General features: G+C 49.5%; 17 protein-coding genes and 1 tRNA gene. 12 read left to right on the forward strand and 6 right to left on the reverse strand.

The window, feature by feature from the left end; all coding sequences use genetic code 11:
- The first annotated feature begins 303 nt into the window (after nt 1–303).
- The 12 genes from ABDW36_RS19425 to ABDW36_RS19480 all read left to right on the forward strand — a co-directional run bounded on the left by ABDW36_RS19425 (nt 304) and on the right by ABDW36_RS19480 (nt 17455).
- Nucleotides 304–3642, forward strand: coding sequence for a TonB-dependent receptor (locus tag ABDW36_RS19425; protein ID WP_343703581.1), 3339 nt, complete (start codon nt 304–306; stop codon nt 3640–3642).
- A gap of 18 nt (nt 3643–3660) precedes the next feature.
- On the forward strand, nt 3661–5118 hold the full coding sequence (locus tag ABDW36_RS19430; protein ID WP_343703582.1) for a RagB/SusD family nutrient uptake outer membrane protein: 1458 nt from the start codon (nt 3661–3663) through the stop codon (nt 5116–5118).
- 35 nt (nt 5119–5153) lie between these two features.
- A complete protein-coding gene (locus ABDW36_RS19435) occupies nt 5154–6362 on the forward strand; it encodes a serine hydrolase domain-containing protein (RefSeq protein ID WP_343703583.1) in 1209 nt (402 codons plus the stop codon).
- 12 nt (nt 6363–6374) lie between these two features.
- A complete protein-coding gene (locus ABDW36_RS19440) occupies nt 6375–7994 on the forward strand; it encodes a serine hydrolase (RefSeq protein ID WP_343703584.1) in 1620 nt (539 codons plus the stop codon).
- 2 nt (nt 7995–7996) lie between these two features.
- Nucleotides 7997–9697 carry a serine hydrolase domain-containing protein gene (locus tag ABDW36_RS19445; protein ID WP_343703585.1) on the forward strand — a complete coding sequence of 567 codons (1701 nt, stop codon included), beginning with the start codon at nt 7997–7999 and terminating at the stop codon, nt 9695–9697.
- A 35-nt stretch (nt 9698–9732) separates the two neighbouring features.
- Nucleotides 9733–10752, forward strand: a complete 1020-nt coding sequence (locus ABDW36_RS19450) for a dipeptide epimerase (protein WP_343703586.1) — start codon at nt 9733–9735, stop codon at nt 10750–10752.
- Nucleotides 10753–10769: 17 nt separating this feature from the next.
- Nucleotides 10770–12029: a DUF819 family protein gene (locus tag ABDW36_RS19455; RefSeq protein WP_343703587.1), complete on the forward strand. Its 1260-nt coding sequence runs from the start codon at nt 10770–10772 to the stop codon at nt 12027–12029.
- Nucleotides 12030–12220: 191 nt separating this feature from the next.
- The gene (locus ABDW36_RS19460) at nt 12221–13942 is read left to right on the forward strand and encodes a hypothetical protein (protein ID WP_343703588.1); all 1722 of its coding nucleotides are present in this window, start codon (nt 12221–12223) and stop codon (nt 13940–13942) included.
- A 592-nt stretch (nt 13943–14534) separates the two neighbouring features.
- Nucleotides 14535–15278, forward strand: coding sequence for a hypothetical protein (locus tag ABDW36_RS19465; RefSeq protein WP_343703589.1), 744 nt, complete (start codon nt 14535–14537; stop codon nt 15276–15278).
- A 70-nt stretch (nt 15279–15348) separates the two neighbouring features.
- Nucleotides 15349–15783: a hypothetical protein gene (locus ABDW36_RS19470; protein WP_343703590.1), complete on the forward strand. Its 435-nt coding sequence runs from the start codon at nt 15349–15351 to the stop codon at nt 15781–15783.
- Nucleotides 15780–16700 carry a hypothetical protein gene (locus ABDW36_RS19475; protein WP_343703591.1) on the forward strand — a complete coding sequence of 307 codons (921 nt, stop codon included), beginning with the start codon at nt 15780–15782 and terminating at the stop codon, nt 16698–16700. The genes ABDW36_RS19470 and ABDW36_RS19475 overlap by 4 nt, the downstream gene beginning before the upstream one ends.
- On the forward strand, nt 16700–17455 hold the full coding sequence (locus tag ABDW36_RS19480; protein WP_343703592.1) for a hypothetical protein: 756 nt from the start codon (nt 16700–16702) through the stop codon (nt 17453–17455). The genes ABDW36_RS19475 and ABDW36_RS19480 overlap by 1 nt, the downstream gene beginning before the upstream one ends.
- Nucleotides 17456–17586: 131 nt before the next feature.
- Here the strand turns inward: ABDW36_RS19480 and ABDW36_RS19485 are convergent, their stop codons facing one another.
- The 6 genes from ABDW36_RS19485 to ABDW36_RS19510 all read right to left on the reverse strand — a co-directional run bounded on the left by ABDW36_RS19485 (nt 17587) and on the right by ABDW36_RS19510 (nt 20949).
- Entirely contained in the window at nt 17587–18036 is a 450-nt protein-coding gene (locus tag ABDW36_RS19485; protein WP_343703593.1) for a hypothetical protein, read from the reverse strand.
- A gap of 192 nt (nt 18037–18228) precedes the next feature.
- On the reverse strand, nt 18229–18723 hold the full coding sequence (locus ABDW36_RS19490; RefSeq protein ID WP_343703594.1) for a hypothetical protein: 495 nt from the start codon (nt 18721–18723) through the stop codon (nt 18229–18231).
- A 215-nt stretch (nt 18724–18938) separates the two neighbouring features.
- The gene (locus ABDW36_RS19495; protein ID WP_343703595.1) at nt 18939–19241 is read right to left on the reverse strand and encodes a hypothetical protein; all 303 of its coding nucleotides are present in this window, start codon (nt 19239–19241) and stop codon (nt 18939–18941) included.
- 512 nt (nt 19242–19753) lie between these two features.
- Entirely contained in the window at nt 19754–20026 is a 273-nt protein-coding gene (locus tag ABDW36_RS19500; RefSeq protein WP_343703596.1) for a DUF3596 domain-containing protein, read from the reverse strand.
- 75 nt (nt 20027–20101) lie between these two features.
- Nucleotides 20102–20175, reverse strand: a tRNA-Pro gene (locus tag ABDW36_RS19505).
- Between the two features lie 75 nt (nt 20176–20250).
- On the reverse strand, nt 20251–20949 hold the full coding sequence (locus tag ABDW36_RS19510; RefSeq protein ID WP_343703597.1) for a collagen-like protein: 699 nt from the start codon (nt 20947–20949) through the stop codon (nt 20251–20253).
- Nucleotides 20950–21117: the final 168 nt, after the last annotated feature.

A 21117-nucleotide genomic window follows, 5' to 3' on the forward strand; every position in this document is an offset into this window, starting at 1 on the left:
CAATGCCGGCGGTGCAAGACAGCGGGGGATTAACGCAGCACCGGGGCAAATAACGGACATCCAGAAAAAGCCGTTCCGTGGATCAGACGGAACGGCCGGAATTTGGGTAAGCTTCCGATTTGCACCGGGAAATACAATCTCGTACGACTGTTCTCTTTTATTCACCCAAACCAGTCCCGGGGGTAACCGGGACCCGGCAAAGATATGACTTTAACCAAGAAGTTGCCTGTCAGAAGATGGCGCAATGCGCTTCCCCGCGTCACTCTTCTTCATGAAATTTTTAAACACAATGTGATCCGCGCCATGAAACTGTCCACGATCTTTTTACTGATCGGGTGTCTTTCCGCTAGTGCCAGAGGATACACACAGGTACTCACCATTAACGAGAAAGACGCGCCCATTTCCCGCGTGTTCCGGGAAATAAAGAAGCAGACGGGGTATAACTTCGTCTACTTTGACAGTGATATACGGCCCACGCAGCGCATTACCGTACAGGTGAACAACAGTCCCCTGGAAGATGTGCTGAAGCTGTGCCTGAAAGACCAGCCGGTATCTTACAAGATCGTGAACAAAACGATCATCCTGTCACGCAGTGCCACCTCTTCCTTCCGCCAGGCCGCCACGGCCGATTCTGTAAAAGGGGATATTTCAGGCCGCCTCATCACACCGGCAGGAGAGCCGGTATGGGGCGCCAGCATTTTTATCAAAGGCAGCTCCAAAGGCGCGCAGTCTAATGAACAGGGCCGCTTTCAGCTGAACGGCGTGAAAGAAGGCGCAGTGATCGTGATCACGTTTGTGGGATATGCCACCCAGGAGCTGACGGCCCATTTCCAGCAGAACGGCGCCGTTCGTTTAACCGGCGGGAAAGACGCGTCTGTATCCCGCACGGGAGACGGTGAATTGACCGTGATCATGAAACCGGCGGCCAGGCAGATAGATGAAGTGCTGGTAGTGCCTTACGGTACGCAAAGCCGCGCTTCCTATACCGGCTCTGCCACCACGGTAAAGAGCGAGCAGCTGGAAGACAGGTCACGCCCTTCTTACCAGCAATCCCTGCAGGGCAACGTAGCCGGTTTGCAGGTAATGGAGTCTACCGGCCAGCCCGGCGCCGCGCCTACCGTGCGGCTCAGGGGCATCAGCTCTTTCAGTGGTATCAACACGCCTTTGTACGTGGTAGACGGGGTGCCCATGCTTACGCAGGAAATCACTACGCTGGCTACTTCATCCAACTCCGGCGCGGGCATCAACCCGAACGATATTGAGTCCATCACCGTGCTGAAAGACGCTTCCGCCGCGGCCATCTACGGCTCGCAAGGCGCTAACGGCGTTATTCTCATCACTACCAAAAAAGGTGCGGCGGGCAAAACAAAAATATCCGCTTCGGCCAACTACGGCATTAACCAGATGGCCACTTCCTCCCGTAACAAGCCGCTGAGCACAGCGGAAATGACATCCATGCTGATAGAAGGCGTGATCAACCGCAAGGTGAATAACATCACTACGCCAGATGCGGCCCTCCAGTACCTGGTGAGCCAGGGCCTGAAACCCGATGTCAATACGGACTGGATGGACGTGATCACACAAACCGGCCAATACCAGCAATACAACATCTCTGCCTCCGGCGGTAATGATAAAACGAAGTTCTTCCTCTCAGGAGGTTATTACAAGCAAGACGCTGTTACCCGCGGGCAATGGTTTGACCGGAAAACCGGCCGCCTGTCCGTGAACCACAAGGCCAGCAACCGGCTCAGCTTCAACGGCTCCATTAACCTGGCGTCTCAGCGGCTGAGCACCGTGCCCGCGGCAGGCCTGGGTCAAAACCCGGTACGCGGCCTGTACAGGCTGGTGCCCTGGCTTTCGCCCTATACGGAAACAGGGGAGTACAACCCCCTGATCACGCACAACCCGGAAGTGGTAAGGAACGAGAATAAATACGAAACCAGCATTTACCAGGCCATCGGTAACGTAGGCGCGCAGCTGCAGCTGACAGACTACCTTTCCGCAGAGTCCAAGCTGGGCATCGACCTTCATTATTCTGATGATTACCGTTACTGGAGCCCGCTTTGGCCGGACGGCAGGGGCACCAACGGCAGAGGGTCTGAGTACAGCACCCTGTGGCATAACTGGACGGTGTCTAACCTCCTCAAGTTCAACAAACAGCTGGGCGGCCTGGGCATTAATGCCACAGTAGGGCAGGAAGCCGCGCGCCGCAACCTGAAAAGGGTCAGCACACAAGCCAACAATTTTGCCGCCGAAGACCTGTACACCCTGGGCAACGCTTCCGAGCCGTTCATTGCCTGGAGCTACAAGGCAGCGGCCACCCTGGCTTCCTACTTTGTGAACACCAGCTTCAATTACGATCAGAAATATTACCTGAACCTCACCGGCAGGAGAGACGGTTCTTCCCGTTTCGGCAGCCTGGTGCGCTGGGCCAACTTCTGGTCTGCCGGCGCGGCCTGGAATATTGAGAAGGAAAACTTTATGACGAACGTGAGTTGGGTAGACCGGCTGAAACTGCGCGTGAGCTACGGCTTGAGCGGCAGCCAGCTGGGAGAGTATTATGGTGCGCAAGGCTACCTGCTCGGCGGCGCCAACTATATGAACCTGCCGGGCTTCATCATTGCGCAGATAGAAAGCGGCATGCTCACCTGGGAAGAGAACCGCCCGCTTGACGTAGGGCTGGAGTTTGAACTGCTGCGCGGCCGCCTCTCCGGCGCCATTGACTGGTACACCCGCCGTACGGATAAATTGTTCCAGGACATGCCGGTGCCCATGGAAAACGGCGTGAGCTCCCTGAATTACAACGTAGGCTCCATGAAGAACTACGGCTGGGAATTTACCCTTAACGGGCAGCCCGTTAAGCCGAAAACGGCCGGCGGCTTTGCGTGGAACAGCAGCTTCAACATTTCCACCCAGAAGAACAAGATCCTCAAGTACCAGGATTCCAGCAAGGTGCAGGGCGTGTACCTGCGGCAGATAGGCGGGGACTTCTACCAGTTCTACCTGCGCGGCTATGCCGGCGTAGACCCCCAAACAGGGGAGGCGCTCTGGTATACTAATGCCTCCAAATCCGCTACCACCAATACCTTCAACCAGGCGGCCCCCTTCAAACAGGAAGGCATGAGCGCACTGCCGCGGTTCTTCGGCGGGTTCACCAATACCTTCTCTTACAAAGGACTTTCGCTGTCTGCCCTCATCTATTTCAACTGGGGCAATTATATCTATGATAACTGGGGCCAATACACCCAGTCAGACGGTTCCGCCGGCCTGGCGGAAACGGCGCAGATGAGCCGTATGACCTACAACCACCACTGGAAACAGCCCGGAGACAATGCCAAATATCCCAAGATGATGTACCGCGGTACACAGTCAGGGCTCACCGGCCAGTCTTCCACCCGCTTCCTGTACGATGGCAGCTACATCCGCCTGCGGGAAGTAACGCTGTCTTACCAGGTACCGCTGAAAGGCCCGTTAACACAGGTAGTGAAAGGAGCGCAGGTATACGTAAGGGGCAATAACCTCTATACCTATATCCGCGATCCGTACCTGCCCTACGATCCTGAAGTGGACATCAGCGGCATCCTCGACCAGAATCTGCCCATTTCAAGACAGTATGCGGTGGGCGTCAACTTATCACTATAAACCGTCAATACATAGTTTATGGAAAGAATTACAGCCAGGGTAATGCGAACGCTGCATAAATGTGCATTGCCGGTAATCATAGCCGGGGCAGCATTGCTGGCCGCCGGTTGCGGCAAGAGCTTCCTGGAATTGAAAAATCCCCAGGCAATAGACTTTGATCACATCTCCGACCTGGAATCCCTCACTACGGCTTCCACGGGCGTATATAGCCTCTTCAAGCAGGCCAATTATTATAACCGTACGTTCACGCTGATACCGGAGCTGATGTCTGACAACAGTTTTATCAGCATCAAGAATTCCGGCCGGTACCTCAACGAAGACCGGTTTACCGTGACCAACGGAGACTCTTACGTCACCGGCGCCTGGCAACTGATGAACCAGGTGGTGGCCAATGCCAACCTGGCGCTGGCAGCCAGCCGTACCATCAACTTCTCCGCCGCAGATCAGCCACAGGCCAACCAGATCATTGGCGAGCTGTATGCCTGCCGCGCGCTGGCATTCTTTGACATGGTACGCTTCTTTGCGCAGCCCTACCGCTTTACGGCAGATGCATCTCACCCCGGTATACCCATCTACACGGAACCGGCCAACCAGATCATCTACCCCGCCCGTGAAACGGTAGCCAAAAGCTACCAGCAGATCATTGCAGACCTGAAGCAGGCGGAAACGCTGCTGGACAACAGCAAAAAGAACGGCCGCTTCACGCTGGCCGCGGCACAGGCGCTGCTGGCCAAGGTATACCTGTACCAGGAAGACTGGGTGAATGCGGAACTGTATGCCACCAAAGTGATAGACAATGCCACTTATACTTTGCTGACGAACCAGAACTACGTAGCCGGCTGGGCGGCCAAGTTCACCGCGGAGTCTATCCTGGAAATCGGGAACACTTCCACCAGCAATTCCGGCTCGGACGGCATCGGCTACTTCACTGAGCAGACCGGTTACGGAGACCTGCTGGCCACCAAAGACCTGTATGATACCTACACCGCCACAGACGTTCGCCGCAAGCTGATAGTGCCCGGCGTGCGCACAGGCGGGGAGGCGCAGGCGTATTTCATCAAAAAGTACCCCAATGGCGTGGGTACCAAAGATGACAATCCCAAAGTGCTGAGAAAGGCGGAAGTATACCTGATACGCGCGGAAGCAAGAGCAGAGCTGGCGCTCACAGACGCCTCTCACCAGGCGGGCGCGCTGGCAGACCTGAATACCATCGTTAAACGGGCAGACCCGCAGGCTGCTGATGTAGCCCTGAGCGGACAGGACCTCGTAGACCGTGTGCTGCTGGAACGGCGGAAAGAGCTGGCCTTTGAAGGCAACCGCCTGTTTGACCTGAACAGGAAGCGCAAGGATGTGGTGAATATTCAGTCAGACGCACAAACCACTTACACCTATCCGCACAACCGTTTCATCATGCCCATTCCGTACGATGAAATAAACGCCAATCCCAATATGGAGCAAAATCCCGGCTGGCGTTGATCTGGAAATTATTTGTTAACTGAAAACTCAAAACTATGCGTTGGTACTATTCTAACCGTTCAATAAAGTTATGCTCATTTGTGCTGGTGGCTGCCATGCTGCTGCTGGCGGCGTGTTCCAAAAAAGACCTGCCGCCCACTTTGCCCGATGCCCGGGCAGATACCAATGAAGACCTGACGCTGACCGTAGACATGCCGGTGATAGACACACAGATCACCAACTTCATGGCGGAGTACAACGTGCCCGGTGCTTCGATAGCCGTCACCAAAAACGGCAAACTTGTCTATGCCAAGGGCTATGGTTTTGCTGACACGTCAACACTGGAAGCAGTAGACACCGCCAGCCTGTTCCGCATTGCCAGCCTCTCCAAATTTGTTACGGCCATCGGCATCATGAAGCTGGTGGAAGATGACGAACTGGAGCTGACAGACAAGGTATTCGGCGCCACGGGCCTGCTGGGAGATACGCTGGGCACGCTGCCGTATCCCGCTTATGTAGGAGACATTACCGTAGAGCACCTGCTGCGCCACGAAGGCGGCGGCTGGGGCAACTCCTCCAACGATCCCGCCTTTGCGCAATCAACGCTCAACATTGACCAGCTGATAGGCTGGGCCATAGACAACCGGCCACTGGCCACCGCGCCCGGCACTAATACGGATTACTCCAACCTGGGCTTTATGATATTGGGGCGCATCATTGAAAAGGTGAGCGGGCAAGCATATGTTGATTTCATTCAGCAAAATGTGCTCACACCCGCAGGTGTTACCAATATGCAGATAGGCGCTTCCACGCTGGCGGGCAGAAAGCCCAACGAAGTGAGGTATTACGGGCAGAGCGGCCAGAACCCGTACGGCTACGCCAGCAACACCTTTTCAAGGTTGCGTGCCGCGGGCTCGTGGATTGCCAGCGCTATTGACCTCCTGCGCATCATGGTGCATGCAGACGGGTTCACCACCGTGCCAGACATGCTGGCGCCGGCTACCATTACCACCATGAGCACGCCATCTACCATATCGAACTACGCGTTCGGCATCCGCATCAGCGCCGTCAACCATAACTGGTACCACGGCGGCTCCCTGTCTGGCACCCGCACCTGGATGGTGCGTACGTACCACGGGTATTGCTGGACAATATTGCTGAACACGCGCAATACCACTGCCGCTTTCAGCACCGCGCTTGACCGGCTGATATGGCCCGCGGTGAACAGCAGTAGCACGGTATGGCCTAACCAGGACCTGTTTTAATATTCAATCAACATGATGAAAGATAGCATCAATCTGACCGGCAGCATCTGCCGGAAGGCACTGGTTTTGTGGTGCCTGATGGCTGCCTGTGCAATGAGCGGTTACGCCCAGCGCAAACAGGCGCCGTTGCCCCCGGGGCTGGACGCCTATGTGGAGAAAGTATTGAAGGTATTTCATGTGCCCGGCCTGAGCATTGCCGTGGTGAAAGACGGACAGGTGGTGCTGGCCAAAGGTTACGGCGTCAGGAAAACCGGCAGCGGTTTGCCGGTAGACGAACATACGCTGTTCCCCATCGCCTCCAACTCCAAGGCATTCACCGCCACGGCGCTGGGCATACTGGCGGAGCGCGGCAAGCTGCGGTGGGATGACCCGGTGATTGACCACCTGCCGTGGTTCCGCCTGTCTGACCCCTACGTAACGCGGGAGCTGACCATCAAAGACCTGCTGGTGCATAACAGCGGCCTGGCGCCTTACGCCGGTGACCTGCTGCAATTCCCGGTAACCACCTTTACCCGCCGGGAAATTGCGGAGAAGATCCGCCACCTCCCGCTGGTGAACAGTTTCCGTTCCGCCTACGCATATGACAATGTGTTGTACCTCGTTGCGGGAGAAGTGATCAAAGCCGTAAGCGGGCTGGATTGGGAAGATTTCATCCGCCAGGAAATATTGACCCCCGTGGGCATGCGCGAAACGCTGCACCGCTTCTCCCTGTTCCAGCAACAGGCCAACGCCGCAGCTTCCCACATCCCGGACAGCAAGGGGAATATCAGCGTACTGGAAACCTTTTTTGAAGAGGGGATGAGTGATAAATCCAACCCGGCGGGCGGCATTGTATCTAACGCCGCAGACATGGCCCGGTGGATGCAGGTACAGCTGGACTCCGGCAAAACGGCCAGCGGCAAACCGCTGTTCACGCCCGCTACCGCCTCGCTGCTGTGGCAAGGCGTTAACCCGATGCCGGAGCTGAACGTGCCCGCCTGGATAGCGCCGGCGCGTACATCACTGAACAGCTACGCCCTCGGCTTCCGCGTGTACATGAACCGCGGTACCAAGGTGGTGACCCATGGCGGCAAGCTGGACGGTTTTGTTTCCTGCGTGATGATGTTCCCGGAAATCAACCTGGGCATCACCGTGCTCACCAACCAGGAGTCAGGCAACGCCTACAACGCCATCATACAGCATCTTGCAGACTATTACCTGAAAACGGCGCCGTTTGACTGGATAGCGGGTTACCGCAAACAGGAAGACGCCAAATTTGCCCGCTTCTCACAACTGGAGCAACAGGCGCTGGGCGTGCGTGACAGCAACTCCCGGCCCGCATTGCCCCTGGAAAAATACTGTGGCACCTACCGCGACCCGTGGTATGGAGACGTCACCATCAATATGAAAGACGGAAACCTGCTTATGAAATTCAGCCACACGCCGGTGTTCTATGGCAAACTGGAGCACTGGCAATATGAGACCTTCATAGTGCGCTGGGACCACCGAGAAGTGCGCGGAGACGCTTTTGTTACCTTCTCGCTGACGCCTGAAGGAAAGATAGACGCGGTGAAGATGAAAGCCGTATCGCCACTAACAGACGTCAGCCTCGATTTTCATGACCTGGATTTAAAACCTGTTAACAAGAACTGATTATGAATTTTAAATATCTCCGGATAGGATGCTGCCTGGCCGGCACGCTGCTGTGCTCACAGGCGCAGGCGCAGCAGCAGGACCGTGTTGTGCAGCAGCTCAACCGCCTGGTAGGGTCTTACAAGGCCAACGAGCCCGGCGGTGTGCTCATCGTAAGCCGGCAGGGGAAGGAGATCTTCCGCAAGGCCTTCGGTGTTGCCAGCCTGGAGCAGCCGCTGCCCATCACCGACACTACTTTGTTTGAAGCCGCCTCGGTTACCAAGCAGTTTACCGCCACGGCGCTGCTGCTGCTGGTAAGGCAGGGAAAGCTGAAGCTGGAAGACGATACACGCAAGTATTTCCCGGAACTGCCGGACTATGGCCGCACCATTACCATCCGGCAACTGCTGGTGCACACCAGCGGCCTGAAAGACTGGCGCAACGTTACCTACCTGACCAGCTGGCCCACCGGCTACCGACTGATGGACATGGCCTTTTCGCTGCAAACCATCTTCCGCCAATCTAACCTGAACTACGAGCCCGGTGAACGCTTTTCGTATACCAATGCCGGTTATGACCTCTCTGCCCGGCTCATTGAAAAGCTGACCGGCGTTTCTTTTTCGCAGTTTGTGCAAGACAGCCTGCTGGCGCCCGCCGGCATGACGCGTTCATTCATCCGCAAGGGCTTCCGCTCCGTAACGCCTGGCAGGGCCACGGGTTATTACCTGGACGGGAAAACCTTCAAAGCCGGTACCGTGATGGACGAAAGCTACGGTGCGGCCGGGTTGATCACCACGGCAGAAGACCTTCAGAAATGGTTGCTGTACGTGAATCACCACTTCGGCCCCAATGACCCTTTCACCAAAATGAGGCTGGACCGGTATGTGCTGAACAACGGCGATACTTCTGACTACGCCAACGGCGGTGTGTACGTAAAGAACATCAAAGGCATTACACAGATCAGCCACTCCGGCTTCCTGGCCGCCTTCCGTGCGCTTACCACATACTACCCGCAGGGAGATATTGCCGTGAGCTACATGGGTAATAACCAGGAGATCTCCACTACGGAGCTGAATAACGACATCTTCAAAATACTGTTCAACCGTGAAGTGTCAGACCCGCTGCCGTATTCCGAAAAAGACACCATTGTGCTGAAACCCACAGACCTGGCCGGGAAAACAGGCAGCTACATGAACACTACAGACAGTTCAGACGTGCTGCAGTTCTTTGCCCGCGGCAACCGGCTGCTGCAATACCGCGCGCCGCTGCATGCCCTGCCCGGCGGCCGGTTCCTGTATGACAAGGCGTTGTACCGCTTTTCTCCCAAAGGGGAAACGGTCAGCATCACCCGCGGCAGTACAACCACAGACTATGTGAAGCTGGCTTCCCGCCCCGTTTCTCCCGCTTTGCAGCAGCAGCTGGCAGGCGCGTACCACAGCGAGGATTGTGACGTAACCCTCTACCTGCGGCCGCACGGCAAAGGGCTCATGATGTACCGCGCCCCCTCGGATTCAGTAGCGCTGGAGCTGGTGTATAACAACGGAACACAAGTTGGTTATAAAGGCTTTGATCACGGCCTCCGGGCCATCTATGATTTTACGGTAACAGCAGGCAAGGTAAGCCGCCTGTCTATCAGCCTGCCGCGTGCCAACCGCATTTATTTCTACAGAACAACAACAGAAAAAGGCACACCGCGCTTCCTGGCGGAGCTAGGCGCCCGCTAAATCATATTCCAGGACAATCGAAAAAATAAATACGAATGAAACTCAGCTTTGAAAAATTCGAATTGAAGAAAAAGTACCCGTTCACTATTTCGGGTCATACCATGCTTTCCCAAACAGTTATTTATGTTACCCTGGAGCACGGCGGCTACACCGGCACCGGCGAAGCCAGCCCGGGGTACTATTTTAACGAAACGGTAGATGATGTAATAAACTTCTATACATCCCTGGTACCTGATTTTGAAAAGTTCGAGAGCCTCGACAACCGCCAGGCCATCATGGATTTTGTGGACCAGAAGCGGCCCGGCCTTACCGCCGCCAAGGGAGGTATAGACATTGCGCTGAACGACCTGTACGGCAAGATGTCTGGCGTACCCTGTTACAAATTGTTTGGCGCCAACCCCGCCACCATGCCCATTACATCTTTCACCATCGGTATGGACGAGCCGGCCATGATCCGGAAAAAAGTGCGCGAAGCCACCAACTTCAAGCTGCTGAAAATAAAGCTGGGCGGCGAGCGTGACAGGGAGATCATTGAAGCCATCCGCGCAGAATCCAACCAGCCGCTGACCGTAGACGCCAACCAGGGCTGGACAGACCGCCAGGAAGCGCTGGACATGATCCACTGGTTGAAGGAACAAGGCACCATCTTCATTGAGCAGCCCATGCCGGCAGACCGTCGGGATGACAATGCCTGGGTAACCGAGCACAGCCCGCTGCCCGTAGTAGCAGACGAAGCCGTGCAGCGCCTGGCGGACGTAGAAAAAGCAAAGGGCGCCTACCATGGCATCAACATCAAAATGTCTAAATGCACCGGTATGCTGGAAGGCCACAAGATCCTTCAAAAAGCGCGCTCCCTGGGGCTGAAGGTTATGATCGGCTGCATGGGAGAATCTTCCGTGGCCATATTGGGCGCCGCCGCCATTGCCCCGCTCTGCGACTGGGTAGACCTTGACAGCAGCTGGCTGATGGCCAACAACCCTTATGAAGACCCGATGCTGAAAGACGGGAGAATTATTTTATCAGACGAACCGGGCCTGGGCCTGCGTAAAAAATAAAGAGGAGCAAGGTCATTATGGATTTATTAACCGCCCGCACCCCGTTGATCGAACAAGACATAGTAGTATTCGGGTTGCTTGTTTTAATTGCCGCCGTGGTGCAGCTGACCTCCACGTCGCCTAACAGGTTCCTGAGGAAATTCTATTTTTTCTGTCCGCCGTTACTGGTCATGTATTTTCTGCCCGGCATATTGAACACCACCAATGTGATCAATGGAGACAACTCACGGGTATACGAGATCATTTCCAAATACCTGCTGCCTGCAGGCCTGGTATTGTTTACGCTGAGCGTAGACGTAAAGGAGCTGTGGAAGCTGCGCAAAAAAGCCGGTACCATGTTCCTGGCCGGTGCGGTAGGCGTGATCATAGGAGGGCCGCTCACCATCCTCATCGTGAAACAGTTTGCGCCGTCCCTGGTGGGCGGTGAAGGCCCCGATGCCGTATGGCGCGGCCTGGCCTGTGTTTCCGGCAGCTGGATAGGCGGCAGCGCCAACCTGGCGGCATTGAGTGAGGTGTTTAAACCCAGCCCGCAGCTGTTCTCTTCCATGGTGATACTTGATACCATTATTGCCAATCTCTGGCTGGCCATACTGCTGTACGGCGTGGGCAAGAACCGGCAGCTGAACCGCTTTTTCCGGGCTGACGACCGGGATGTGGATGAGGTGCGCGAGAAAATAGAAGCCTATCAACTGTCTACCGCCAAAATACCGGTGCTAACGGACGTGCTGCTGATACTGGCAGTAGCCTTTGGCGGCTGCGGCGTGGCCTATTTGCTGGCAGACCCGCTGGTTTCCTACATACAGCAGAACTTTCCGTTGCTGGAAAGGTTCAGCCTCACATCCTCCTTCTTCTGGGTGGTGATCATTTGTACCACGCTGGGCGTCATCTTGTCTTTCACCCCGCTGCGCAGGCTGGAAGGCGCCGGCGCGTCCCGTTCCGGCAATGTGTTCCTGTACCTGTTCATCACCGCGGTAGGCATGCAGATGAATATTGTGAGCGTGGTGGAGAATTACGGGTTGCTGCTGGTGGGCCTCATCTGGCTGCTATTTCACATTTTGGCCATGGTGATCATAGGCCGCCTGATCCGCGCGCCGTACTTTTTCTTTGCGGTGGCCGGTGAGGCCAACCTGGGCGGTGCGGTACAGGCTTCCCTGATTGCCTCCGCCTTTCACCCGGCGCTGGCGCCCGTGGGCGTGCTGCTGGCGGTGCTGGGCTATGTGTTCGGCAACTATGGTGGATATCTGTGCGGGTTACTGATGCAATGGGCAGCTTCATGATGTTCTGATTTCCGGCAGGGAGGTGCAGGATGCATTTTTCCTGGCTTGGTGGTAAATTGTTATGATTACCGCCAATGCATCCAGCTATGAAAAGAAATATTCTACAATATGTTACCCTATTTGTCCTGATATTTACAGTGGGAGGGGCCTGGGCACAACAAATCCCAGGCCCTGTCACCACGCCGCAGCTGGTGTCATCTTCCAGTGCCGATACCTGGGTGGCCGTGGACGGGCTGAACAGGGACCTGGTTACTGAAACGCACAAAGGCTCCATCCGTAAGAACCGGTATGTGGGCATTTTTTATTTTATCTGGCACGGCGCGCATGGTTATGACCGCCATACAAACGCTACCGCTCCTTCTGAGGGCGTGATGGAAAAATTGCCTTCTGATACCCTTAGCCCCTATGACAATACAAAGATCCTCTCTGCCAACCCCGATAATCCTCAATGGGGCCCTCATTTGGCCTGGCATTACTGGAGTGAACCTTACTTTGGCTATTATCTTCCTACTGATGAATGGATCATCCGCAAGCATGCCCAGATGCTTTCAGACGCCGGTGTTGACGTGCTGATACTGGATGTGACCAATTCGTTTATTTATCTGCCGCAGGTGACCAAACTGGCTGAGACTTACCGCGCCATGCGGAAGGAAGGCAAGAGCACCCCGGCCTTGAGTTTCATTGTTAACACTGCGCCGGAGAAAACAGTGCAGCGCTTGTATGACAGCATCTATAAACCCGGCAAATTCCGCGATCTATGGTTTTACTGGAAGGGAAAACCGCTGCTGCTTTGTCCACAGGAGGCCACTACGGCAGAAACCCGCGCCTTCTTTACCATCCGCCGTTCCTGGGCCTGGAGCACCGGGCAGGAGTGGTTCGGGGACGGCAAAGACAAATGGCCCTGGCTGGACCATACGCCGCAGAACTATGGCTGGCATACGTCTAAAGAGCAGCCGGAGCAGATCAGTGTGGCCATGGCGGAACATCCTGTTTCCAATATTGGCCGCAGCTTCCACAATGGCCGGCAGCCGGAAGAGGTGCGGTCTGCGGATGGGCTTTATTTTACGGAGCAGTGGAAACGCGCCCTGGAGGTAGACCCTGAATTTGTGTTCGTGACCGGGTGGAATGAATGGGTGGCTATGCGGTTCAATGGTGAAGGGCCGAAGGAGTTTGTAGGGAAACCGCGGAAGAAGGGCGATACCTTTTTTGTTGATCAATATGATGAAGAATATAGTCGTGATGGGGAGCCGGTGAAGGGGGCATTGCGGGATAATTACTATTATCAGCTGGTGGATTACATCCGGCGGTATAAGGGCGCGCGGCGTTTGCCGGTATCAAGGAAGCATTTCAAGATTGCTGTTGATGGCAGTTTTGCAGACTGGCAGGCGGTGACGCCGGAGTTTAAGGACGATGTAGGTGATACCTTCCACCGTAAGCATCCTGGGTGGGGGCGTATCAAAGAGTACATAAACAACACCGGGCGGAATGATATTGTGGGCGCGAAGGTGGCGAGTGATGCGGAGTTTGTTTCATTCTACGTGCGGACTGCGGCGCCGCTTACTGCGCCTGATTCCAGCTGGATGCGGTTGTTTATTGGTGTTGGTAACGGGCCGGAGTGGGAGGGGTTTCAGTTCTTATTGGGCGTTAGTTCGGTGACCGGGCAATTCTCTGTTGCGCGGTGTAAGGGCGGTTGGAACTGGGAGGAGATGGGGGGTGTTCCTTACCGGGTGAAAGGGAATAAGCTGGAGTTGAGGATTCCGAAAAAGATGTTGGATATTTCAGGGGATAGTTTTACGCTTGATTTTAAGTGGTGTGATAATGTGCCGGGAGACGGGGATGCGATGCATTGGCTGGATAAGGGGGATGCGGCGCCGAATGGGAGGTTTCGGTATAGGTATGTTGCTACTCATTGATACGATAAATGGAGATTTATCAGGTATAGTAAAAGATATTTCTGCAATTTGTTGTTAATGAGCATCGTCTCTGTTTGTTATATCACTATTAAAATTAAATCTTCCAAATATTAAGATTCTAAGGGCTAGATGTTAAGTTGTGGATAACACATTTGTGTTAGGTTTGCATAAATATGCTTGGAGATTTGTATATTACGATGCGTTAGTGTTCCATTGTTAAATAAAACAATAAAAAATGCACTCACCCTCTACCATTATTTACCCTAAAAGCACAACTAAGTCAACACATTTATATCTGATAGGACTCAAAATAAGAATGAGTTCTCAATAGCAAGATCAACATTTCCTGACAGAGGTACAGTTATGGGCATAAGATGGGGATTTCAGCGAATGGTAGGATGATCCAGAAAAGCGATATCCTCCCATAATAGTTTAATACCCACTTTGGCTCATGTTGCAGATTTTAGAAAGCCGAAAATTTCATCGGTGAAATTGACAACGATAATATTTTTGTAACTGATATATACATGCCTACCCACTTCTAGTCATCTTTCTACTTTTCTACTTTAGAGCAAAATATAAAATAGATGTTATGGGAAAATATATTGCATATTTCGATTATTTAGGATATCAGAAGTTTATCGAAAATTGTGAGCCAGCGAGATTGAGAGAAAGAATTGGTCACTTATTAAGGGATATAGAAGTGGCTATGGGAGATGGACAGTATAGTCTATCCCCAAGGGGGCATTTAATCGCTGATATATCCACATCGAGAATAAATTGTTTGGCAATTTCTGATACGGTAATATTTTCTACACAAGATGATAGCATTGAAAGTTTAAGAGAGATTCTGAAAGTGGCAAAAAAATTCAATTTTCAAAGTATATTTTTTAATATGCCGGTTCGAGGTGTTATTGTATATGATCAATATGAGATGATAAGTAGTCAAACAAAAAATCCACAAGGTTCTGTGTATAGTGCCAACATGATTTATGGTAAGGGATTGGTATATGCTCATGTAAAAGCGGAAAGTTTAAACTGGGCAGGTACCGTTGTAGATGATAGCGTAATTAATAAAATAGGCGAATTTGGAGATGTTGACGAATCCTTAAGGCCTTATGCTAAAATTTACCCTATACCATACAAAGTTGAACCTTATATTCGTAATGAGTATGCACTTAGGCTTTTAGAAGACAATCAAAGTGAGGCTTCAATAAAAAATATGTCAAATAATGTAGTAGATTCTTTTTCAAGAGATAACAAGCCCACCGACAATGAAAGAGTTCAAACGCTTACTAATAATACATTGGAATTTTTGAGGTCACATTTGGAATAAGCAAGTCAGTAAGTCAATGACATTGTTTTTTGCGTAAATGATTACTAAATTACTGATCAAATATACATCAATGAAGCCGTTAATTTTGGAATTCGCTGAAACTTCTTCTGAGCCAGCTCCTGATTTCACAATGATTGAGTATTCAGATACACTTAACTTAAATGTGTTGAAGAAGACTCAATCTCCTGCAATCATACTTGTGTCTATGGATACGTTAACCGGAACATTTGATCAGACAGAAAGTAGCGACGCTGATCCCACTCGGCCATTAAATATTCAACTCGATACAAGTACGGGGACCAAGGTAATGAATGAGGTGTCAGATACCGACAATACAAGGCTGTTAGATGCCCTGGATACAGCAACAGGCACAAGGGAAAATAATGAAGTTCCTGATGAGGATAGAAGCCATTGTAGTCTATTTCAATTGCTAGATACTGCAACCGCAACAAACACGCAAAACCCCGATTTGGAGATAACCGATACTGATAACGAATATCAATGATTCTGATTATTACACATAAGGCTGATTTTACTGCTGACTACGTAATTAATAAGTTGAATCTACTGAACATTCCTTATTACCGTTTCAATTGTGAAGATGTTCTTGATAGATATTATTCGATAGAAATCGTTGACAGGATTAAGTATTCTCTTAATGGGAATAATACTTTTAGCGCTGTCTGGTTTAGAAGGACTAAGTTGCCAGAGTTTAAAGGCCAACCCTTGGAAACAAGAGCTTTTTTACAAGGGGAAGTACGCTGTTTCTTTGATAATCTTTTTAGTATCATACCTGCCAGATGGCTCAGTCCTCCTATGAATGTTTACAGAGCAGAGAATAAAATATTGCAACTGCAAGAAGCCACTAAAATTGGATTTACAATTCCTGACACTATTGTTACTAATAGCAGAGAGTTAATAAAGGAGTTTTACTATCGTCACGGTAAAGAGGTGATTATAAAGCCCTTGTACAATAATAAGCTTATGGTTGAGGGAAGATTGGGGCTCATTTATACCAGCAGGATTAAGCAACAGTATATTGACGAAATTGATCAATATCTTATTTCTCCTAGTATTGTGCAAAGTGAAATAAAAAAGGAATATGAATTGCGTGTAACTGTAGTTGGAAATAATGTTTTCCCTGCATCTGTGAATTCTCAGTCGGATAGAGATACGATAATTGACTGGCGGAAAAAAAGACTTAGATTTAATTCATATAAATTGCCAGATGATATTAAGAGGAAATGTATAGAACTTGTCAACACTTTAGGACTTTCATTCGGAGCTATTGATTTGGTTAAGTCAACAGACGGCAAATACTATTTTCTAGAAATTAATCCCAATGGTCAATGGGCATGGATTGAAAATGATACTGGCTTGAAAATTTCTGATGCAATTATTAACTACTTATATTCTGCTTGATGAAAATAAGATTTTTTGGTGTTAATTACCTTTACTATTATGGGGTAATTAAGAAAAAGAATATAAATTCAAGCGAACGATTGCTGTATCCTAAAAATTGTACTTTTAAAGCTGAACATAAGAGATACTTAAAGGAATTAGTATTCTCGGAAAACGAAAGACAAAATGCTATTGAGGGAAAAACCTCTCAGCTTATCGGTCAGTGTGGATTGATTTTTTCCCTTTTGGGTTTATTTGTTCCCGTCTTCTTTGATAAGTTTGTTGAGTACTCAATTGTAATAAAATTAATGATCTTATTTCCGTTCTTTTCGGCGTTTTTCTTTTTTATTTTAACAATAAACAATGCTATTAAGAATTATAATATAAAGAACTTCAAATACATATCTGGTAGTCCTTCCACAGTGTGTAAAGATAATACAGAAGATGATTTTCATAATGAGGAAATAAATGATCTGATTTTAGCAATTAGACATAATGCTGCGAATAATAATGATAAAGGCAGTAACTTACTTCACGCTTTTCGCGCATTTAGAGCTGCGATTTTTTGCATCGCAATTATGGGTTTTATTATTTGTATATTAATGCTATTTAAGGGGAAAGAGGAAAAGGGTATCATTCGAATCGCAGCGCCAGTTAAAATAGATAATCTGGATTCTAATATGCAGGAAATTAAAAGCGCGATCATCGAAGGTGTAAAATATCTTGAAAATTCATCGAAGCAAATACCAAGTGACACCATTAACGCAGACCAATGATTTTTTAGAATTTTATTAAGGGCGAATGTGGTAAATAGGCATCTACAAAAAACTTGTCCTAGAATCGATAACTTTAAGAAAGGGCATACCGAGAGTGATATGCCCGTGGTTCAAATTTATGCTAACCAACGTCATTTGTAACTTTCTTCAACTAATTGATGATTAACCTTGAAATTTTCAATGCCAGCGCCGAATTTTTCATAGATTTTGGCGTGTTCCGGATTGGCCCAAGCCTCTTTTCTGCTTTCAAAGAAACCTCTGTCATACCACGCAACTCCAAATCTTACATCAAAGTCTTTTACTAAAACCTTTCTCCAATCCCATCCGCCTCCACCACTACGTTCTCTAATTCGCCTATCAGATTCTTCGAGTTCTCTAATGCAGATGTTTAGGCTGTTTTCATCTGTAAGTTTGATTTCCACTTCTGTTACCGCGACAATTTTTCTTCCATACTTTTCTCTCCTGCCATCTTCTTCTCCGGGTAATATTACCGTCCATCCATCCGGTGTTGTGTAAGGTTGAAATACCTCATCCTTGTTGAAGATACCCATAAGGTCTTCTTTTCTTGTCTTGTCTTCCATGAATTTGGGATTTAGGGGTGAATATTGCTGAAGGAGATATTCGGAGAACAGGTATTGATGTTACAATTTAAGTAAAAGAAATGGTATTGACAAAATAAAAAGGTGTCTATTTGAAGTGCGCCAAAAGAGTTGGACATTTTTTTGGGGGCATTCCAGTATGGCCATTCAAGTTGTCTAGCATAATGTATGCAACTATAGTTTAACTACCCTATAAGAGCCTATATTTATATCCTTGGGTACTTCAAAGAAATAGCTTTCAGTAAAATAGTCTCCCTTCTTAAAACTATCTTCGTTTTTCTTATTGGTAATTAGCATTTTATCATTTAGGCTATCAACTACTAGATAGAAATCGGTCGTCATTGAAAGTACTAGGAGATTTGTTTCTTCATTTACTGAATCAAAATCTATAATCTGTACTTCTGCATCTTGATATTTTATTTCAAATCTTCCCGAAATGTCCATTATGCCTTCCGTATAATTTAGGATTTCTTGAAAGTGTGTTTGAGATAGTTTATTTAGTTCTTTGGTAAAGTTGACTTTTGTTTCTCCATGTTTCATTCCCCAATAGCCTATCCTCATTTGTGTATAAGTATGATGGAAAGCTTTGTAATACTCTTTCAGTGTTTCAGAGTTGTTTTTTGGGGTGATTTCAATTTGTTTACGAAATTTAATTAGTGCAGGTATCATTATGTTTATGTTTGGTTTATACAATGGTACAACTACAAATTTGAATTTTTAATATCAAATTTTCACTACAATTTTCATTTTTGGTAAAGCATACCCTCAAATCTTTCACTGCATCGGATTTAAGGGATGAAAGCAAGTAATTCTAACTGATGTGTATAGAAACGATGGGCGCTGTTTAGGGTTGTTTTCCCAATAATTGCGCCGTCATAACCGGGCTATACCAGCAGCGATACACTTTGAATTAAACCATGTTTAAAGCAATACAAATCCCTTTCCTCAATCTTTAACGCCTTCATTACTGGCTTTAAAACCCTTCTTTGAAAAGCCCTGTCATCAATGGGTAAGTCAGTGGAGAAAACAAACAATAAATCATCAGGCTTTTTGTCAGTCAAAGGTTTAGTTACTTCCCTTAATTCAGGGTTTAAAGGCATTTGCCTTACTTTATCGTTCTTTGTTTCCTTACGTATTCTGGCATTTCCATTGGTTCTATTCAGGTTCCTTGCCATTGCTTCTTCCATGGTTATTAGGTTCTTTTCACGGTTTATGCTTAAGCCTTATACCTACAGCTTCGGCATTCCTACAGCCAGTTTTGAAGATAAAATAGACAAAGGGGTAGTAGTGAGAATGTTCATGCCGGGAACTCTTAGGAACGTGGGTATCATTCTTAATAGCCTCTAGTATCTTGTTAGCTTCTTCTTCAGACAATAGTTCCCTTTTAGGATTGGCTTTCTTACCGCCTTTAGGCTTTCTGGTGGCAACATCTTCAAATGGGTTCAGGGGATAGGTTTTGTGCTTAATCCCCATGTATAAAAAGCCTGTAACATGGGAAGGGTGTTGTTATAGGTCTTTTCGCTTACCTGTTCCTTATTGAATAGGATTAGGGCTATTTCAGGCTTAAACATTTCCCAACGTTTTAGTAATGCTCTAACTCTATTATAGTGGCTGCTCTTATCACAATCCTTATTTTTGTAGTATTTCGTCCAATACTCAGAATCCGTAATTAGAGCCTGGTTTAAGGGCTTAGGTATCTTTACAGGGGGAACAGTTGTCTTTTTCTTTTCTGGCTGAATAGGGGGCAAAGAATTGAATCACGATACCTTTCTAAACTGGTATCAAAGGTTTCGTTATCAATATCAGCTTTAATTGCTTTGCCGATTCTCTTTGCTGTCTTTAGGTTTGGCTTGTCGTAATCAATTGAAGTAAAAAGCGTGTAGCGTTGACCGTTATAGCGAAAGCGAAGTCTAATTTTTCCCCGGTCATCTAAAAAAGAAATAGTTACGGTTTGACTAATTTTGCGTCCCATTTCCCGTCCCAATATTTATTTCGGGTCGGATTCTGGAAAATTAATAATCCGTAACTATTTACAATCAATCGGTTGTCGGGATGACTGGATTCGAACCAGCGGCCTCTTCGTCCCGAACGAAGCGCGCTACCGGGCTGCGCTACATCCCGAATGGGCTGCAAAGTTAACCTTTGCAGCGAAAAATCAAAAAAAATATTTGAACATTCCGGAATGCGGCATGGCTGCTACAGTCCAAGAAGGCGGGCCACAGTCTCATAGTCGTCCAGTCTCATCCGGGCCTGGCGCAACTGTGCGGCCGCCTGGCCGGTTACGGTCACTACCTTGAACTTCAGGGTGGGGATGATGGTGGTAGACGCTGATGGCGGGTCAACCGTTATTTTGTGGAGGAAGTAATATAGCCGCACTTTCCCCGGAAAGGTCTCAAAGAAATAGTTGGTTGAATAGCCGTCGCCGGGGAAGGTAACGGGCAGCGGCATCCAGCCGTTGGGGTTTGAGTTGGCGTTATGCGTGAAGTATACCAGCACCATGCCATTGTCCAGCACATCCTGCGTGATGTGGTCATTGAAGCGCTCGCATATCCTGGAAGGGATGCCCACGGTGCTTTCCGGTGAAGCAGCGTAGTTGAAATTGTAAAGGGTGCGGGGGTAATCCTGATTAGATAAGGTAAAGATGTCTACCGTTACATTGGCGTTGCCGGCGGGGCCTTGAGGGCCTTGTGGTCCCTGGGGGCCGGTGGGGCCTTGAGGGCCGGTTGGTCCGGCGGGCCCTGCAGGCCCATCCTGGCCTTGTGACCCGGGTTGGCCATTGGTACCGGTGTCGCCTTTCGGGCCTTGCGGCCCTGTGGGCCCTTCTTTGGTGCAGGAATAGAGGGTTACGGCGCCTGCAAGGGCAAGCAATTGAAACAGAAGTCTAAAACGCGTCATGGTTTTGTGATGATTTATTGATGTTTAAAAGGAAAGAGGCGCGGGCACTGCCGGTTAACGCTTTACGGGGGTTATTGTCAGGGCGCTCTTTGCGTTGGCAAAATTAGGGACGATCAAGGGGGCGGAAAACGGAAACATGTTGACTGGCAACCCTAAATAAGCAACTGG

Origin of the sequence: Chitinophaga sp. (assembly GCF_039596455.1) — a bacterium.
Taxonomy (GTDB): Bacteria; Bacteroidota; Bacteroidia; order Chitinophagales; family Chitinophagaceae; genus Chitinophaga.

Excerpts from the sequence above, each read along its gene's own strand:
- ABDW36_RS19425 (WP_343703581.1), top strand. The coding sequence starts at position 304 with ATGAAACTGTCCACGATCTTTTTACTGATCGGGTGTCTTTCCGCTAGT.
- ABDW36_RS19430 (WP_343703582.1), top strand. The coding sequence starts at position 3,661 with ATGGAAAGAATTACAGCCAGGGTAATGCGAACGCTGCATAAATGTGCA.
- ABDW36_RS19435 (WP_343703583.1), top strand. The coding sequence starts at position 5,154 with ATGCGTTGGTACTATTCTAACCGTTCAATAAAGTTATGCTCATTTGTG.
- ABDW36_RS19440 (WP_343703584.1), top strand. The coding sequence starts at position 6,375 with ATGATGAAAGATAGCATCAATCTGACCGGCAGCATCTGCCGGAAGGCA.
- ABDW36_RS19445 (WP_343703585.1), top strand. The coding sequence starts at position 7,997 with ATGAATTTTAAATATCTCCGGATAGGATGCTGCCTGGCCGGCACGCTG.
- ABDW36_RS19450 (WP_343703586.1), top strand. The coding sequence starts at position 9,733 with ATGAAACTCAGCTTTGAAAAATTCGAATTGAAGAAAAAGTACCCGTTC.
- ABDW36_RS19455 (WP_343703587.1), top strand. The coding sequence starts at position 10,770 with ATGGATTTATTAACCGCCCGCACCCCGTTGATCGAACAAGACATAGTA.
- ABDW36_RS19465 (WP_343703589.1), top strand. The coding sequence starts at position 14,535 with ATGGGAAAATATATTGCATATTTCGATTATTTAGGATATCAGAAGTTT.
- ABDW36_RS19470 (WP_343703590.1), top strand. The coding sequence starts at position 15,349 with ATGAAGCCGTTAATTTTGGAATTCGCTGAAACTTCTTCTGAGCCAGCT.
- ABDW36_RS19475 (WP_343703591.1), top strand. The coding sequence starts at position 15,780 with ATGATTCTGATTATTACACATAAGGCTGATTTTACTGCTGACTACGTA.
- ABDW36_RS19480 (WP_343703592.1), top strand. The coding sequence starts at position 16,700 with ATGAAAATAAGATTTTTTGGTGTTAATTACCTTTACTATTATGGGGTA.
- ABDW36_RS19485 (WP_343703593.1), bottom strand. The coding sequence starts at position 18,036 with ATGGAAGACAAGACAAGAAAAGAAGACCTTATGGGTATCTTCAACAAG.
- ABDW36_RS19490 (WP_343703594.1), bottom strand. The coding sequence starts at position 18,723 with ATGATACCTGCACTAATTAAATTTCGTAAACAAATTGAAATCACCCCA.
- ABDW36_RS19495 (WP_343703595.1), bottom strand. The coding sequence starts at position 19,241 with ATGGAAGAAGCAATGGCAAGGAACCTGAATAGAACCAATGGAAATGCC.
- ABDW36_RS19500 (WP_343703596.1), bottom strand. The coding sequence starts at position 20,026 with ATGGGACGCAAAATTAGTCAAACCGTAACTATTTCTTTTTTAGATGAC.
- ABDW36_RS19510 (WP_343703597.1), bottom strand. The coding sequence starts at position 20,949 with ATGACGCGTTTTAGACTTCTGTTTCAATTGCTTGCCCTTGCAGGCGCC.